General features: G+C 68.6%; 15 protein-coding genes. 9 read left to right on the plus strand and 6 right to left on the minus strand.

What is annotated here, in order from left to right:
• Window positions 1-65 precede the first annotated feature (65 nt).
• Together GVY39_RS17965 and GVY39_RS17970 are read left to right on the plus strand one after the other, a co-directional pair.
• Window positions 66-935 carry a YdcF family protein gene (locus GVY39_RS17965; RefSeq protein WP_159925944.1) on the plus strand — a complete coding sequence of 290 codons (870 nt, stop codon included), beginning with the start codon at window positions 66-68 and terminating at the stop codon, window positions 933-935.
• Window positions 936-1,031: 96 nt separating this feature from the next.
• The gene (locus GVY39_RS17970; protein ID WP_159925946.1) at window positions 1,032-1,835 is read left to right on the plus strand and encodes a putative protein N(5)-glutamine methyltransferase; all 804 of its coding nucleotides are present in this window, start codon (window positions 1,032-1,034) and stop codon (window positions 1,833-1,835) included.
• A gap of 6 nt (window positions 1,836-1,841) precedes the next feature.
• On the opposite strand, the gene GVY39_RS17975 is transcribed toward GVY39_RS17970, so the two are convergent.
• Together GVY39_RS17975 and GVY39_RS17980 are read right to left on the minus strand one after the other, a co-directional pair.
• Entirely contained in the window at window positions 1,842-2,672 is an 831-nt protein-coding gene (locus GVY39_RS17975; protein WP_159925948.1) for an SDR family NAD(P)-dependent oxidoreductase, read from the minus strand.
• Between the two features lie 33 nt (window positions 2,673-2,705).
• Window positions 2,706-4,277 carry a succinic semialdehyde dehydrogenase gene (locus GVY39_RS17980; RefSeq protein WP_159925950.1) on the minus strand — a complete coding sequence of 524 codons (1,572 nt, stop codon included), beginning with the start codon at window positions 4,275-4,277 and terminating at the stop codon, window positions 2,706-2,708.
• A gap of 149 nt (window positions 4,278-4,426) precedes the next feature.
• Here GVY39_RS17980 and GVY39_RS17985 point away from each other — a divergent pair, with 149 nt between their 5' ends.
• Window positions 4,427-5,110 (plus strand): TetR/AcrR family transcriptional regulator, encoded by a 684-nt coding sequence (locus tag GVY39_RS17985; RefSeq protein WP_159925952.1) that lies wholly within the window; start codon window positions 4,427-4,429, stop codon window positions 5,108-5,110.
• Window positions 5,111-5,125: 15 nt separating this feature from the next.
• Here the strand turns inward: GVY39_RS17985 and GVY39_RS17990 are convergent, their stop codons facing one another.
• Genes GVY39_RS17990 through GVY39_RS18005 form a run of 4 tightly spaced genes read right to left on the minus strand, consistent with a single transcriptional unit; the run spans window position 5,126 to window position 9,490 of the window.
• Window positions 5,126-6,037, minus strand: a complete 912-nt coding sequence (locus GVY39_RS17990; RefSeq protein WP_236565523.1) for a short-chain dehydrogenase/reductase — start codon at window positions 6,035-6,037, stop codon at window positions 5,126-5,128.
• 5 nt (window positions 6,038-6,042) lie between these two features.
• Window positions 6,043-7,509 carry an NAD(P)/FAD-dependent oxidoreductase gene (locus GVY39_RS17995; RefSeq protein ID WP_159925956.1) on the minus strand — a complete coding sequence of 489 codons (1,467 nt, stop codon included), beginning with the start codon at window positions 7,507-7,509 and terminating at the stop codon, window positions 6,043-6,045.
• A 38-nt stretch (window positions 7,510-7,547) separates the two neighbouring features.
• Window positions 7,548-8,618: a PDR/VanB family oxidoreductase gene (locus GVY39_RS18000; RefSeq protein WP_159925958.1), complete on the minus strand. Its 1,071-nt coding sequence runs from the start codon at window positions 8,616-8,618 to the stop codon at window positions 7,548-7,550.
• Entirely contained in the window at window positions 8,615-9,490 is an 876-nt protein-coding gene (locus tag GVY39_RS18005) for a metal-dependent hydrolase (RefSeq protein ID WP_159925960.1), read from the minus strand. The genes GVY39_RS18000 and GVY39_RS18005 overlap by 4 nt, the downstream gene beginning before the upstream one ends.
• Before the next feature lie 104 nt (window positions 9,491-9,594).
• On the opposite strand from GVY39_RS18005, the gene GVY39_RS18010 reads away from it, so the two are divergent.
• The 6 genes from GVY39_RS18010 to GVY39_RS18035 all read left to right on the plus strand — a co-directional run bounded on the left by GVY39_RS18010 (window position 9,595) and on the right by GVY39_RS18035 (window position 15,820).
• Window positions 9,595-10,257 (plus strand): TetR/AcrR family transcriptional regulator, encoded by a 663-nt coding sequence (locus GVY39_RS18010; RefSeq protein ID WP_159925962.1) that lies wholly within the window; start codon window positions 9,595-9,597, stop codon window positions 10,255-10,257.
• 566 nt (window positions 10,258-10,823) lie between these two features.
• The gene (locus GVY39_RS18015; protein ID WP_159926219.1) at window positions 10,824-11,900 is read left to right on the plus strand and encodes a 3-oxoacyl-ACP synthase III family protein; all 1,077 of its coding nucleotides are present in this window, start codon (window positions 10,824-10,826) and stop codon (window positions 11,898-11,900) included.
• An 8-nt stretch (window positions 11,901-11,908) separates the two neighbouring features.
• Window positions 11,909-12,823 carry a hypothetical protein gene (locus GVY39_RS18020; RefSeq protein WP_159925964.1) on the plus strand — a complete coding sequence of 305 codons (915 nt, stop codon included), beginning with the start codon at window positions 11,909-11,911 and terminating at the stop codon, window positions 12,821-12,823.
• Complete coding sequence (locus GVY39_RS18025; protein WP_159925966.1) at window positions 12,820-14,493, plus strand: fatty acid CoA ligase family protein; 1,674 nt, start codon at window positions 12,820-12,822, stop codon at window positions 14,491-14,493. Before GVY39_RS18020 ends, GVY39_RS18025 begins: the two co-directional genes overlap by 4 nt.
• On the plus strand, window positions 14,493-14,777 hold the full coding sequence (locus tag GVY39_RS18030) for a hypothetical protein (RefSeq protein WP_223513770.1): 285 nt from the start codon (window positions 14,493-14,495) through the stop codon (window positions 14,775-14,777). The genes GVY39_RS18025 and GVY39_RS18030 overlap by 1 nt, the downstream gene beginning before the upstream one ends.
• The gene (locus tag GVY39_RS18035; protein ID WP_159925968.1) at window positions 14,774-15,820 is read left to right on the plus strand and encodes an NAD(P)-dependent oxidoreductase; all 1,047 of its coding nucleotides are present in this window, start codon (window positions 14,774-14,776) and stop codon (window positions 15,818-15,820) included. Before GVY39_RS18030 ends, GVY39_RS18035 begins: the two co-directional genes overlap by 4 nt.
• The last annotated feature ends 2 nt before the right edge of the window (window positions 15,821-15,822 follow it).

The raw sequence follows: 15,822 nt of genomic DNA on the forward strand, positions 1-15,822 counted from the left end.
CTTGCCCCCAGCTAACTGCTAGCACGTGCCAACCCGTTCTCGGCGGAAAGGTGACGACTGTAGTGATGATCTCGAGGCATTGGAAACTTCTGGTAGCGGCTTCGTTCGCCGCGTTCTCCCTCAGCGGCCTGGCCGGTGTCCCCGTGCACGCCGCGCCGGATACAGCCGCCCTGTACAACTCCGCCCAGCGCCACTTCGCCAACGGCGACGACGCCGCGGGGCGTGCCGACCTGCGCCACCTGATCGGCGCCGATCCCGCTGACGCCGAAGCGCTCGCCCTCCAGGCGATCTGGTCCGACTACGCCGGTGACCTGCCCGCGTTCTTGGACGCCATGGCCCGGCTGCACATGGTGGATCCGGCCTTGGCGCGAGGCACCGACAACGTGCTCGGCGCCATCCGCGCCGCGGTGGGCACCCTGCCGAATCCGCTGCCCGCGCTGGCGGGGCCGCAGACCGGCATCGTCGTTCTCGGCTACGGCCTGCTGCCGGACGGAGCGCTGCGCCCCGAATTGGTGAACCGGCTCACCGCGGCGTGGTTGCAGTCGATCGCCGCGCCGCTGTCGCCGATCGTCGTCACCGGAGGCAACCCACAGAACGGCGTCACCGAGGCCGAGGCCATGCGCCACTGGCTGGTCACCCACGGCGTACCGCCGACGCGCATCCACGTGGAGGGCCGCGCGAGCTCGACCGTGCAGAACGCCCTGTTCAGCACGAGGCTGCTGCGTGATGTCGGGGCGACGAGCGCGATCGTGGTCACCTCCCCCAACCACATCCGCCGGGCCGTCGCCGACTTCATCGTCGCGGGCACCCGCGTGGTCGGTGCGACCACCTCGCTCGAGCACTTGGTCTCGCAGCTACCGCCGCCCGGCAGACCGGCCCAACGCGGCATCTATCTCGACGCCACCCGCACTTTCCAGCTGAGCACGGCACGCTGATTGCCGGTCGATCGGGACCCGCCTCCACGGGCGCGGGTCCCGATCGCCGGGGAAAACCGTTGGCGGGATCTGACGCGCGCACGGCAGGATGGCCCGGTGACGTCAGCGGGAAGTGCCGATGTGGTGGCCCGGCTCCGGGCGGCGGGCTGCGTATTCGCCGAGGACGAGGCGCGGCTACTGATCGCCGCGGCCGCGGAGACGGGTGTGGCGCTCGAATCGCTCGTCCTCCAACGCGTCACCGGCAGTCCGCTGGAGTACTTGCTGGGCTGGGCGGATTTCCACGGGCTGCGGGTCGCGGTTTCCCCCGGCGTCTTCGTGCCGCGGCAGCGCACCGCGTTCCTCGTCGACCGGGCGGTCGAGCTGATCCAGGCCCGGTCCGGTCATCCTGTGGTGGTCGATCTGTGTTGCGGTTCCGGCGCACTGGGCTTGGCGGCGGCGACGACCGCGGCCGCCGAGGGGCGTCCGGTCACCCTGGCGGCCGCCGACATCGATCCGGTGGCGGTCGAGTGCGCCCGCCGCAACCTCACGCCGCTCGGCGCCCCGGTTTACCAAGGCGATCTCTTCGAGCCGTTGCCGGAGGAATTGCGCGGCTGCATCGACATCTTGCTCTGCAACACCCCCTACGTGCCCACCGAGATGATCGCACGGATGCCGCCGGAGGCGCGCGACCACGAACCGCGCACCGCCCTCGACGGCGGCCCGGACGGACTGGACGTCTTGCGCCGGGTCGCGGCCGAGGCCGCCGACTGGCTGTCCCCTGGCGGGCATCTGCTCGTGGAGTCGAGCGAGAACCAGGCGCCGCTCACGCTCGCCGTCTTGGCCGAGCACGGACTCGCCGGACGCGTCGTGGCATCGGAAGAGCACTACGCGACGGTGGTCATCGGCACCCGCCCGCGCTGACGCGCGCTACTTCTTGCGACCGGTGAACTCGTCCATCGAGTGGTAGACGCCGACCGTGTCGAGGAACAGGTCGCGCAGTTTGATCGGCAGCAGTCCGGAGAGCGCCTTGTTCAAGCGCGAGGTCCACGGCAGCACGACCAGCGGGGTGCCGTTCTTCATCTCGCGCCACGAGGTGTCGACCACCTTCTGCTGGTCGAGGATCGGCGTGAACAGGAATCCCTTCGCGCCGTCGAACATTCCGGTGTTGATGTAGGTCGGGCAGACCGTGGTGACCTTCACGTGGTCGTGGCCCGCTTGCTCGAGCTCGATCCGCACCGAGTCCGACCAGCCCAGCGCGGCCCACTTGGACGCGGCGTACACGCTCATGCGCGGGTTGGAGACCAGGCCCGCCGACGAGGCGATGGTGAGCACCCGCCCCTCGGTGGAACCGGCGACCATGGCGGGCAGGAACTCGAGCGTGACGTACATCGGGCCGAGGGAGTTGATCGCCATCGTCTTGTCGATGTCGGCGCGGTTCTCGGTTTCCCAGAAGTAGTTGTTGCCGCGCACGATGCCGGCGTTGTTGACCAGGATGTCGACGCCGCCGACCTGCTCACGCACGCTCGCCGCCGCCTCGGCGATCGTCTCGGACGACGCGACGTCGACCACGTGGTGAACTATGGCGCTGCCACGGCCGGCGAGTTCGGCGGCGGTGTCCTTCAGCGCGGCCTCGTCGATGTCCCACAGCACCACCGTCGCGGCGCCTTCGCGCACCGCACGCTGGGCGAACAGCTTCCCCAGGCCCATCGCGGCGCCCGTGACCAGGACCCTCTTGCCCGCAACCGTGTCCAATTTCATCCGTACCGATTCCTGATCCGTGAGTCGTGAGAGTTACTTCTGCCGAAGCGCTTTCATGACGCCGAAGTACAGCGTCATCGTCTTCGCCCAGACCGCTTCGGACATACCGGGCAGCGGCGCGATCGGCAGCACCCGCTGCACCGCGATGGTCTGGGTGTCGATGTACTTGAGCAGGCCTTCGGGACCGTGCCTGCGTCCGGTGCCGGAGATACCGAGTCCGCCCGAAGGCGCGTCGGCACTGCCCCACGCGGCGATGAAGCCCTCGTTGACGTTCACCGAGCCCGCGTCGATCCGCGCCGCCACCGCGCGGCCGCGGACGGTGTCCTTGGTCCAGACGCTGGCGTTGAGGCCGTAGGCGGTGTCGTTGGCCTGCTCGACGGCTTCGTCGTCACTGCTCACGCGATAGACCGAGACCACAGGCCCGAAGGTCTCCTCGCGGTAGACCGTCATGCCCGGCCGCACACCGGCCAGCACGGTCGGCTCGTAGAAGTACGGACCGAGGTCCGGGCGCGCGCGACCGCCCGTCAGCACCGTGGCGCCCTTGGCCACCGCGTCGTTCACGTGCGCGACGACCGTGTCGAGCTGGCGCTGGAACGTCAGCGACCCCATGTCGGCGGCGTAGTCCAGACCGCCGCCGAGGCGGATCGCCTCGACATGGCCGACGAATTCGGCGACGAAGCGGTCGTAGACGCTGTCGTGCACGTAGATCCGCTCCATCGACTCGCACAGCTGCCCGGCCGAGGCGAAGCAGGCCCGGATGGCGATCTTGGCCGCGCGCGAGACGTCCGCGTCGGCGAGCACCAACAGCGGGTTCTTGCCACCGAGTTCGAGCGAGTAACCGATCAGCCGCTCGCCCGCCTGCTGGGCGATGGTCCGTCCGGTCGCGCTGGAGCCGGTGTAATCGACGTAGTCGGCGCGGGCGATCACCTCACCGCCGATCACCGAACCGCGTCCGAGCACCGCCTGCCAGAGCCCGCGCGGCAACCCGGCGCGCACGGCGGCGTCGATCGCCCACAGCGCGGTGAGCGCGGTCTGGTTGTCCGGTCGCGCCACCACCGCGTTGCCCGCGACGAGGGCGGGCAGCGCATCGGAGGCGGCCAGAGCCAGCGGATAGTTCCACGGCGAGATGACCGCGACCACGCCCTTGGGCCGGTGCCGAACGTCGACCTGGGTGAGCACGGGGAGCACGCCGCGCGGTTTGCGCGTGGCCAGCAGCCGAGCGGCGACCGAGGCGTAATACCTGGCGTTCACCGCCACGTCGCCGACCTCGTCGAAGGCGTGCGCTCGTGACTTGCCGGTCTCGGTCTGCACGATGTCGAGGATGGTGTCCTGCTCGGCCAGCACGATGTCGTGGAACCGGCGCAGCACCGCGACGCGTTCCCGGACCGGGCGGCGCGCCCACTGGCGCTGCGCTTCGCGGGCGGTGGCGAACGCGGTCTCGATGTCCTCGGAGGAGGACTGCGGCAGGTCGATGATCTTCACGCCGGTCGCGGGGGCGAACACCTCGACCGCGGGGGCGCCGCCCGCGACGGCGTGCGCGAGCAACGGCTGCGACAGCGACGAGGGCAGCGCGTCGGCGGTGGCCGGTTGGGAGGCGGTCGTCATGGTCGGCCCTCTCGAGAACGGTGGGCCGCGCCGCATGCGCGCCCCTTTAATTGAACAGCAGTGTTAGATTAATATCTATGTCACACCTCGTGTCAAGCTGTTCGTCGTGGCGCACAGGTATCCAAGGGGCCGCGTTGTGAGGCGGCACGATGACGGGTGAGTCCACCACCGCGCGGCGCGGGCGACCGCCGCAGACACAAGAACAGGCCGAGGAGGTCCGCGCCCGGATCGTGCTCGCGACCGCGGAAGTGTTCACCCGCACCGGTTCTCGCGGGCTGAGCGTCGCGCAGATCATCGAGCAGGCGGGGCTGGCCCGGCCGACGTTCTACCGCTATTTCGGCAACGCCAACGAACCGCTGCTCGCGGTGCTCGACAGTTCCAACGACGGTCTGGTCGGCGGTATCCGCACGGCGCTGACCGGCACCGACGAGCCGGTCGAGTTGGGCATCCGGCTGATCGACGCGTACCTGGACTGGGCACGCGGGCACGGCCCCATGCTGCGGCCGCTGTTCGCCGAGCTGCACGACCCGGGCTCGCCGGTGTCGGCATACCGGGAGCGTGCGCTGGACGACATCCGCGGCTTGGTGCGCGAGACGTTCGCCGGGCTCGGCCGCCCGGTGCCGAGCCCGCTGGATCTGGACGCCGCGCTGCACCTGTGCGAGTACGTGGTCTACCGGATCTCCGCGGGCACCGCGCCCGGCGCCGAACCGGACACGGAAACCGTGTCGGCGGCGCGCCTGACGATGATCCGGGTCCTGCTCACCACTCTGGGCACCCGGGCCGATCTGGAATACGCGCTGACGCTGCCCGCGATCTTTCCCGCCGAGTCATAGACCGGCTCGCGCGCGTCAGCGCGGTACCGGGGTGACCGCGCGGCTGTCGATGACGCGCTGTTCGACACGGTGGATCAGGTCGTGCACCCGGGAGTCGCGCGCCAGCCTGCTGTCGAGCACCACGTTGATCACGCCCCGCAGCAGCGCGTACGGCTCCCACTGCGGCGGCGCGATGGTGCGCGCCGCCCGGCGGGCGATGCCATCGGCGACGGACTGCGCCGCGTCGTGCACTGTGATGCGCAGGTTCAGCGGCCACGGCAGTAGTGCGCCCAGGTCCGCGCCCAACTCGTCCTCGTCGAGGGTGCCGTGTGTCATCGCGGTGTCGACGATGCCGAAGTACGCCACGCCCGCAGTCGCCCCGACCGCGGCCAGCTCGACACGCAGCGCACGCCCGAACTGCTCGACCGCGGCCTTGCTCACCATGTAGGGCGAGCCGCCCATGCCGGGCGCAAACGCCGCGGCGGAGGAGACGACCACGACGTGGCCTTTCGCGGCGACGATGTCCTCCAGCGCCGGGTGCACGGTATTGAACACCCCGGTCACGTTGATGCCGATGACCCGATCGAAATCGCCGGGATTCATCGTCCGGATCGTCGCGGGCTCGGGCACCACTCCCGCGTTGGCCACCACGACATCGATCCGGCCGAACCGCTCGCGGACCCGGGAGATGGCTTCGCGCATGCCGATCCGATCGGAGACGTCCGCGCGCACCACCAGCGCACGCTCCCCCATCGAACGCCCGACGGCTGCCGCGGCGGCCTCGTCGATGTCGATCAACGCCACCGAAGCGCCCGAGGCATAGAGTTTTCCGGCCAGAGCCCGGCCGATGCCCGTGCCCGCTCCGGTGATCACCACCACCCGGTCACGGACGTCGAGCCGGTTCTCGGCGGGCTGGGACAGCAGCTGACGCAGCAGGTCGGTTACCACGGCGCTCACCCGACCAGCAGCCGGTAGGACTCCGGATCGAAACGACTTGTGCGCCGCCGGTATTCGAAGCTCCAGTTCGGGTACAGGCCCGCGTTGCCGCCGTCGGCGGTCTGGTAGTAGCTGCGGCATCCGCCGGTCAGCCAGGCGGTGTCACGACTGCGCTCGGTCACCTCGTCGAGGAAGGCTCGCTGCACCTCCTCGCGCACATCGATCCGCCGGATTCCCCGCGCACGCATGGTGGTCACGGCATCGACGATATAGCGTGCCTGCGCCTCGATCATATAGATCGCCGACTGATTGCCCGCCGCCCCGAACGGACCGAGCGTGCAGAAGAAATTCGGGAAGCCCGCCATCGTGGCGCCGAGGTAACTACTCGGCCGCTCCCGGTAGCGGTCTCCGATCGACTCGCCGTCGATGCCGTGCACGCGGTCGAAAATGGCAGGAGGGACACCGAATCCGGTGCCCCAGATGATCGTGTCCACCGGATGCCGCGCGCCGTCGGCGGTGACGATCGACCGGGCGCGGATTTCCTGGATGCCCTCGGTGACGACCTCGACGTTCGGCTGGGTCAGGGCCGGATAGTAGGCGTCGGAGAAGATTGCCCGCTTGCACCCGATCACGTAGTCGGGCGTCAGCTTGCAGCGCAGAGCCGGATCCCGGACCTGGCGCAGCAACTGGAGCCTGCCGAGCGCCTCGTAGGGGTGCCGGAACCGCTTGTCCACGAAACCGACCAGGCCGAACCCTTCGATTCCGGTGTAGTACAGACCGCGGATCGCTTTGCCGAGCGCGGGTACCCGGCGCAGCAGCGCGCGTTCGGCGGGCAGGGTGCGGCGATCCAGCCGCGACACGATCCACGGCGCGGAACGCTGGAACACGGTCAGCTTCCCGACCTGCGGCTGGATCTCGGGAATGAACTGTACGGCCGACGCCCCCGTGCCGATCACCGCCACTCGCTCTGCGGTGAGATCGTGCTCGTGATCCCAATGCAGCGAATGGAACTGCGTCCCTTCGAACGTTTCCGCGCCCGGCAGCCGAGGGATCCGCGCCTCGCTGAACGGCCCGACGGCGGATACCAGCACATCCGCCGTCAGGTCGCCGCGACTGGTGCGCAACCGCCACAGCGTGGCCGCATCGTCCCAGCGAGCCTCGCGCAACTCGACGTCGAACCGCATGTGGCGCACCACGTCGTGGCGCGTCGCGACCGACCGGAGGTAGGCGAGGATCTCCTGCTGCGTGCCGTAGGTGCGCGACCAGTTCGGATTGGGCGCGAAGGAGTACGAATACAGGTGTGAGGGCACGTCGCACGCGCAGCCGGGGTAGGTGTTCGCCCGCCAGGTGCCGCCGAGGTCACCGGCGCGCTCGAGCAGCACGAAATCATCGATGCCCGCTTCGCGCAGCGAGACGGCCAGCCCGATCCCGGCTATCCCGGCGCCGATCACCGCGATCGGGACATGTTCCGTGGCCACTGTCATGTCTTCCTCCCACCCGCGCGCACCGTTGCCCGCTGAGCTCACAGATCCAGTTCGAGTTCGCCGCCGCGCGCCCGGGAGACGCAGGTCAGCATCGCCCACGTGCGCTCGGACTCGAGCAGCGACCGGTCGCGGTGGTCCACCGCGCCGGCGAGCACCCGGGTCTTGCAGGTGCCGCAGAATCCCTGCTGACAGGAGTAGGCCAGACCGGGCAGCACCCGGCGGATGGCGCTGAGCGCGGACTCGTCGGCGGCGACCTCCACGTCGAAACCACTGCGGTGCAGCCTGATCCGGAACGACTCCCCGTCCCGCACGGGCAGCGGCGAGAACCGCTCGGTGTGCAGCGAGGCCGTGGGATCGTGCAGTGCGAGAACCGCCCGGGCGGCCTCGGCAAGCGGCGGCGGCCCGCAGACGTAGACCGCGGCGCCGGGCGGGGTCTGCTCGAAGATCATCCGCGCGTCGGGCGGGCCGAATTCGTCGTCCGGACGCACCACCACGTCGCCGCCGGTGTAGCGGGCCAAGTCGTACAGGAACGGCATGCGCGACCTGGTCCGACCCAGGTACATCAGCCGCCACGGCACTGCGGCGCGCTCGGCCGCTGCGACCATGGGCAGGATCGGCGTGATGCCGATGCCGCCTGCCACGAACAGATAGCACGGGGCCTCGACGAACGGGAACGCGTTGCGCGGACCGCGCACGCACAACCGGTCGCCCACTCGCAGATCCCGGTGGATCTCCACCGACCCACCCTCGCCGTCGGCGATGAGGCGCACCGCGATGCGGTAGAACCCGCGGTCGGCCGGATCGTTGGTGAGCGAATACTGCCGCTGGCGACCCGACGGCAGGAAGACGTCCAGATGCGCGCCCGGCGTCCAAGCGGGCAGCGGACCACCGTCGGGGTGGCGCAGCCACAAGCTCACCACGCCGTCGGCCTCCTGCCCGATCCGGTCGACGACCACCTCGAATTCGTACCCGGTGCGACGGACCGGACTGGGACGCGAAAGCAACGGCGCGGCATCGCCCGCGACGAACAGTCGTTTGTAGGCGTCGGCCGCCGAGCCGATCAGCCGCAACGCGGCCCCGGGCTGGAACCGCTCGCCGACCGCGGTCACGCGCCCGCCGCCCGTGCCGCGGGCGACTGCGCCAGGTAACGCAGCGCGTTGTCCATCGGTCCGAGCTGGGAGGGATGGAATCCCGGCCGCAGATAGCGCGGGATCTCGGTGAAGAAGGTGGTGAAGCTCGGCACCACACCGCGGACCGACGCGCTCGCCAGTTGCAGCGGCCAGAATCGGCCCTTGCGTTCGGACGGATCCTTATGGAACAGATAGCCGCCGGAGACGACGAACAAGGTGAGCAATCCCGCGCTGGCCAGCACCGCCTGCCGGGCCTTGCGAGCGTATCCGCCGTCGAGGTGCATGTACGCGTCGTAGACCACGCTGCGGTGCTCGACTTCCTCGGCGCCGTGCCAGCGGATCAGGTCGAGCATCGCCGGGTGCATGCCCTTGGCTTCCAGCTTGTCGTTGGTCAGCAGCCACTCCCCGATCACCGCGGTGTAGTGCTCCATGCCCGCGAAAAGCGCGAGCCGCTCGCACAGCCACTCTCGTCTGGCCCGTCCGGTCAGCCCGTGGTCGCCGAGCACCCGGTCGACCAGCCAGGTCACGCGCTCGACCATCGGGCCGACTTCCAAGCCGAGCCGCTCCAACTGCTCGCGCGCCTTCTCGTGCGAGCTGGCGTGCATGGATTCCTGTCCGATGAACCCGCGGACTTCCTCGCGTAACCGCTCGTCCTCGATCAGGGGTAGCGCCTCGGCCAGCGCCTGCGCCATCGCGCGCTCCCCTTCGGGGAGCACCAGGTGCATGACGTTGATGATGTGGGTGGCCATCGGCTCGCCGGGGATGTAGTGCATCGGCACCGTGGCGAAGTCGAATTCCACCGCCCGCGCGTTGATGGCGTGTGCCTGGTCGGTATATACGGCAGAGCCCATCTCGCACCCCTCGTCCTCGATCGGTGTCTTCGCAATCTATTGATGACATCACATGCTGTCAACATCACATGATGTCTGTTCGGTTGCTATGAGAGGATGGCGCCATGGTCGAAGGCGACGGATCGATACCGGGCATGCGCCGCTGGCGCGGACTCTCCCCCGCCGATCGCGTCGCCACGCGCCGGGAACAGTTGATCGAGGCGTGCACGGAACTGATGGCGACCGTCGGCGCCGCCGAGGCGTCCATGCGCGGCGTCTGCCGGCAGGCCGGGCTGACCGAGCGCTATTTCTACGAGAGCTTCACGAACCTGGACGCGCTGCTGATGACCGTGCTGGACACCGTGGTCCTCGGCGCGCGTGACCGGTTGCTCGAGGAACTGCCCAACGCACCCCTCGAACGCGACTCGATGTTCCGCCACATGGTCGGCATCTTCACCGACTATCTGCTGGAGGACCGCCGCCGCGGCCGGATCATGTTCATCGAATCGCAAGCCACTCCGGTGCTCATGCCGCGCGCCAACGAATTGATCGGCCTGTTCACCGCGCCGATCGCGCTCGTCATCACCGCGGGCGACTACTCCGAGCCGATTCCCGACGAGCACGACCACGCGCTCAACGCCAGCGCCATCTTCGGCGCGCTCGCCTATCTGTACCGCCCCTGGCTCGACGGTGAAATCCCTGTCTCGCGGGAACGTTTCGACGCGCACGCCGCCGACGTCATCGAACGGATCGCCACGGCCCGCTCCTCGCTGAGCACAGAGGCCTAGACACGCCCTCGAGCCGCGCCCAGCGACGGTTCGGATCGGTAGCCGCCCAGCTCCTTCGGAGCAGTTCGGTCCACCGCGATGCCCGGGTCGAACGGCCGGCGCGGGTACGGATCAACCGAATCTCGCGAGTTCGCTTCCACCACAACACTGTTCGGTCAGTCCGCATGAGAGGCACACGCCGACGCGATACCGACCGGTCAGCCCTGCATGATTCGCAGTGAGGTCACTCACATCCATCGAGGGGCCCAACCCACCGCCACCTCACGAATTGCCACCATTCGGCAATAGCCGATCAGTTGCCATTCCGAAAGCGATGCATCGACCCACCCGAGGCGGCCGGCCGCGCTTCGGACCCGAAAACCCGCGACAAACCGAAACGGCCACTCACATCGCAATACTGCGAACGCCATAGCCAGGGTGTCACCGGTTAGTGATACCTCACGAAACAGATACCCGCGCGAGTGATTCCCGTCTCAGAGACATGGCTGGCGCGGGATATAGCCATTTGTTGTTACTGTCGGGTAGTGTTCAATGCACCGACGATCAGAGTCGATCCGGAACCGTATATGTCAACGATTTCAGGAGCGCTCGTGTCTCCCCATTCTCGCTTCGAATCCATCGGCGCCTATCTGCCCTCGACTGTCGTTACCACCGAGGAGCTGCTGTCCCGGATGAAGGAACCCCCTTCGTTCGATCTGGAGAAAATCACCGGCGTTCGTGAACGCCGGGTGCGCGATACTCGACCGCAAAGTTACGAAGACTCCTTCACTCTGGCGATGAAGGCTGTCGAGGACTGTCTGTCCAGGTCACAGCACGGTCCAGAGGACATCGACGTGATCATCTCCACCTCGATCTCGCGCGGCAAGCATGCCACCCGCATGTATATGGAGCCCTCGTTCGCCATGTCGATCAGCCGTCTTATCGGCGCTAAGAACGCCATTGTGTTCGACATTTCCAATGCCTGCGCCGGAATGCTCACCGGTACTTACATCCTGGACCGGATGATCCGATCCGGCGCCGTCCGGAACGGACTCGTTGTCAGCGGCGAGGCGATTACCGAAATTGCCGACACCGCGGTCCGCGAGATTTCCGAGAAATACGATCCGCAGTTTGCGGCGTTGACCGTCGGCGACTCCGGATGCGCGATCGTTTTGGACGAGGCCGTCGATGAAAACGACGTTATCCATTACATCGAGATGATGACCGCCGCGGAGTACGCGCACCTGTGCCTCGGCATGCCGAGCGACAAATCCCAGGGCGTCGCGATGTACACCGACAACCGCCGGATGCACAATGAGGACCGCTTCCTGCTCGGCACCAATACTCAGCGTAAATTCCTCGAGGCGCGGGGCAAGACCTTCGCCGACGAGAAGTTCGACTACGTCATCCACCACCAGTTCGGCGCCGCCGCCATTCCGTGGATGAACGCCATCGCCGAACGGGAGTTCGGTAGCCCGATGCCGCCGGATCTGCGGGTCATCGAGAAGTACGGAAACACTTCCACCACTTCGCATTTCATCGTCCTGCACGATCAGCTCAGCCAGCAGAACCTCCCCGCGGGATCGAAGTTGCTGCTGGTGCCCGCGGCCTCCGGCATCGTCACCGGGTTCGTGTCCACCACCATCTCGTCGCTGAAGGTCTGAGGTCAGTCATGAGCGTGCGCATCAAGTCCACCGGCATCAGCCGATCCGACGACACCTACAGCATCGTCGAGCACACCACCCGCGCTGCCAGGCAGAGTCTGGAGCGCGCCGGAATTCGTTCCGATCAGGTCGGCCTACTGATCAACGCGGGCATCTTCCGCGATTCGAATACCGTCGAACCCGCGGTGTCGGCGCTGATCCAGAAGGCGGCCGGGATCGGCCTGGAATACGCCAAAGACGACCCGAGGACCTTCTCGTTCGATCTGATGAACGGGGCGATCGGTGTCGTCAACGCGATCCAGGTCGCCACCTCGGTCCTGGAGACCGGTAGCGCCGAGCACGTGCTGATCGTGTCCGGCGACACCCATCCGTCGATGACCCGCTCGGTCGCCGACGACGAGTTCCCGTACTCCACCTGCGGCGCGGCGCTGCTGCTGGAGCGCACCGACGAACCGGACGGCTTCGGCACGGTGCACACCGTGAAGGGTGAGGGCACGCCGGCGGTCGAGGGCTATCTCGACATTTCGACGATGGGCGACCGCGGCCGCAGCCTGATCACCGTGGAGCGGGAGCCCGGCTTCGAGGACCGCCTACTCGAGGTGGCTCTCGGCGCCGCGCGCCGAGCGCTCGCCGAATCGGACCACGCCTCGCTGAGCGAGATCGCGCTGATCGCGTCGACGCCGAGCCCGGAGTTCCCGAAGAAGCTGGCCGCCGCCCTCGGCATCGACCAGCGATCGGTCCGCCTACCGGATCTGCGTGACGGCGACCCGCACACGGCCGCGCTCACCGCGGCCTACGACTCGGCGATCGTGGACGACGGGCTCGCCGAGTACCGCCAAGTGCTGTTCGTCGCGGCGGGCGCGGGTCCGGCGGCGGCGGCGGTGCTCTACCGGTTGCCCGTCTTCGCCGGGGCGCCTGCGTGACAACGGGAACCTACTGGCAGGCCATCGATCGGTTTCGTGCGGTCGTCCGCACCGACCCCACCCGTGTGGCCGTGCGCTACGCGGATGGGATCGACCTCGATGGCCTGCCGGCCTACCGGCACCTGACCTATGGCGAGCTGGACGCGTGGTCGGACACCATCGCCCAGCGGCTCGCCGCGTCGGGTGTCGGCACCGGGACCCGCACCATCGTGCTGGTGCTGCCGAGCCCGGAGCTGTACGCGATCATGTTCGGCCTGCTCAAACTCGGAGCGGTGGCGGTCGTGATCGACCCGGGCATGGGCGTGCGGAAGATGCTGCGCTGCCTGCGCGCCGTGGACGCCGAGGCGTTCATCGGCATCCCGCAGGCGCACGCGCTGCGCGTGCTGTTCCGGCACGGCTTCCGCACCGTCCGCACCACGGTCACGGTCGGCAGGCGCTGGTTCTGGCGCGGCGAGTCGCTGCGGGACTGGGGCCGCACCCCCACCGGCGCGGTCACCGGGGTACGCCCGGCCGCCGAGGACGACCTGCTGCTCATCGCGTTCACCACCGGCAGCACCGGCCCGGCCAAGGCCGTGCGGCTGACGCACGGCAACCTGGCCGCGATGGTGGAGCAGGTGCACCTGGCGCGGGCGGAGGTCGCGCCGGAGGCCTCGCTGATCACCCTTCCGCTGGTCGGCGTGCTGGATCTGCTGCTCGGCTCGCGATGCGTGCTGCCGCCGCTGATCCCGAGCAAGGTGGGCGCGACCGATCCCGCGCACGTCGTCGACGCGATCGAGAGGTTCGGGGTGCGAACCATGTTCGCCTCCCCCGCCGTGCTGATCCCGTTGCTGGAGTATCTGCGCGCCCACCCGGCCGCACTGCAGTCGCTGGACAGCGTCTACTCCGGCGGTGCGCCGGTGCCGGACTGGTGCATCGCCGGACTGCGTGCGGTACTCCATGAGGACGCGAAGATCGTCGCGGGGTACGGATCCACCGAGGCGCTGCCGATGTCCACCATCGAGTCCCGGGAACTGCTGAACGGATTGGTGGAACGGGCACACCGCGGCGCGGGAACATGCATCGGCAGGCCCTCCCACCAGGTGCGGGCGCGCATCGTCGCCATCACCGACGACGCCATACCGACGTGGGCGCGGGCCGAGGAACTCGCCGGCGAGCTGGAGAACACCGGCGGGATCGGCGAACTCGTGGTCGCCGGGCCGAACGTCAGCACCAGCTACCACTGGCCGGAGCAGGCGAACACCCTGGGCAAGATCGTCGACGGCGACCGGATCTGGCACCGCACCGGCGATCTCGCGTGGATCGATGACCAAGGGCGGATCTGGTTCTGCGGACGCAAGAGCCAGCGCGTGGTGACGGCGCACGGACCCATGTTCACCGTCCAGGTGGAGCAGATCTTCAACACCGTCGCGGGCGTGGCCCGCACGGCGCTGGTCGGGATCGGGGCGCGTGGAGCGCAGCGACCGGTGCTCTGCGTCGAACCGAAGCCCGGCGCGGACACCGACCTCGTCGAAGTCGCGCTGCGGGCCCACGGGGCGCGGTTCGACCTCACCAGGACGATCGCCGACTTCTTGGTCCACCCGTCCTTCCCCGTCGACATCCGGCACAACGCCAAGATCGGGCGCGAGCAGCTCACGGTGTGGGCGGCCCGGCAGCTCGGAACGGACGACTGATGACGAAAACGACAGTAATACGAGCGATTCCCGTACTCGGGTGGCTGTATCTGGCCGGGGGCGTGCTCGCCGCGGCGACCGACCGTATCCCGGACAACCGGATCCTGCGCACCGTCTGGTGGATCGACGCTTTCCTCAGCGTCGTCGTGCACGCGGCGCAGATTCCGGTGGCCCTTCGCGCCGCCGAGGGCTCCGGCCGCAGCCGGTTCGCGACGGCGGTCCTGACACAGATCTTCGGCCTGACCTGGTGGCGAACCCAACCCGGCAAGGAGGAGGGGCAATGAGCAAAGTCCTGGTGACCGGCGCGTCCGGATTTCTGGGCGGCGCACTCGTGCGCAGGCTGATGCGCGACGGTGAGCACGACGTCTCGATCCTGGTGCGCCGCACCAGCAACCTGAACGACCTCGGCGCCGACGTCGACAAGGTCCAGCTCGTCTACGGCGACCTGACCGATCCCGCTTCGCTCGAGCAAGCGACCCGCGGGGTCGACATCGTGTTCCACAGCGCGGCCCGCGTGGACGAGCGCGGCACCCGGCAACAGTTCTGGAACGAGAACGTCCGGGCCACCGAGCGACTGCTCGAGGCGGCCCGGCGCGGCGGGACGGCGCGATTCGTGTTCATCTCCAGCCCGAGCGCGATGATGGACTACTACGGCAGCGACCAGCTCGACGTCGACGAATCGGTGCCGTACCCGCGGCGCTACCTGAACCTGTATGCCGAGACCAAAGCCGCGGCGGAGCGCGCGGTACTGGCCGCCGACACCGAAGGGTTCCGCACCTGCGCCCTGCGCCCGCGCGCGATCTGGGGCGCGGGCGACCGGACCGGTCCCATCGTGCGGCTGCTCGGCCGGACCGGAGCGGGGACGCTGCCGGATCTGTCCTTCGGTCGCACCGTGTACGCCTCGCTGTGCCACGTGGACAACGTCGTCGACGCCTGTGTGAAGGCGGCCGCTTCGGACGCGGTCGGCGGCAAAGCGTACTTCGTCGCCGACGCCGAGAAGACCGACGTCTGGGGATTCCTCGGCGAGGTGGCCACCCGGCTGGGATACCAGCCGCCGACCAGGAGACCCCACCCGCGGGTGATCAACGCGGCGGTGCGCGTCATCGAGACGATCTGGCGTATTCCGGCCATCGCGACCCGCTGGTCACCACCGCTGTCGCGCTACACGGTCGCCCTCTTGACCCGCAGCGCCACATATGACACCACCGCCGCCGCGCGCGATTTCGGCTATCGGCCGGTCGTGGACCGCGACAGCGGACTGACCGCCTTCCTCGCCTGGCTGGAAACCCAGGGCGGGGCGGTCGAACTCACCCGGAATGTGCGCTGAAC

Origin of the sequence: Nocardia sp. CY15, from assembly GCF_009829295.1 — a bacterium.
In the GTDB taxonomy this organism is placed as follows: Bacteria; Actinomycetota; Actinomycetes; order Mycobacteriales; family Mycobacteriaceae; genus Nocardia; species Nocardia sputi.

Bases quoted from the DNA above. Each gene is read 5' to 3' on its own strand.
- GVY39_RS17965 (WP_159925944.1), top strand. From the start codon at position 66: ATGATCTCGAGGCATTGGAAACTTCTGGTAGCGGCTTCGTTCGCCGCG.
- GVY39_RS17975 (WP_159925948.1), bottom strand. From the start codon at position 2,672: ATGAAATTGGACACGGTTGCGGGCAAGAGGGTCCTGGTCACGGGCGCC.
- GVY39_RS17980 (WP_159925950.1), bottom strand. From the start codon at position 4,277: ATGACGACCGCCTCCCAACCGGCCACCGCCGACGCGCTGCCCTCGTCG.
- GVY39_RS17985 (WP_159925952.1), top strand. From the start codon at position 4,427: ATGACGGGTGAGTCCACCACCGCGCGGCGCGGGCGACCGCCGCAGACA.
- GVY39_RS17995 (WP_159925956.1), bottom strand. From the start codon at position 7,509: ATGACAGTGGCCACGGAACATGTCCCGATCGCGGTGATCGGCGCCGGG.
- GVY39_RS18005 (WP_159925960.1), bottom strand. From the start codon at position 9,490: ATGGGCTCTGCCGTATATACCGACCAGGCACACGCCATCAACGCGCGG.
- GVY39_RS18010 (WP_159925962.1), top strand. From the start codon at position 9,595: ATGGTCGAAGGCGACGGATCGATACCGGGCATGCGCCGCTGGCGCGGA.
- GVY39_RS18015 (WP_159926219.1), top strand. From the start codon at position 10,824: ATGTCAACGATTTCAGGAGCGCTCGTGTCTCCCCATTCTCGCTTCGAA.
- GVY39_RS18020 (WP_159925964.1), top strand. From the start codon at position 11,909: ATGAGCGTGCGCATCAAGTCCACCGGCATCAGCCGATCCGACGACACC.
- GVY39_RS18030 (WP_223513770.1), top strand. From the start codon at position 14,493: ATGACGAAAACGACAGTAATACGAGCGATTCCCGTACTCGGGTGGCTG.
- GVY39_RS18035 (WP_159925968.1), top strand. From the start codon at position 14,774: ATGAGCAAAGTCCTGGTGACCGGCGCGTCCGGATTTCTGGGCGGCGCA.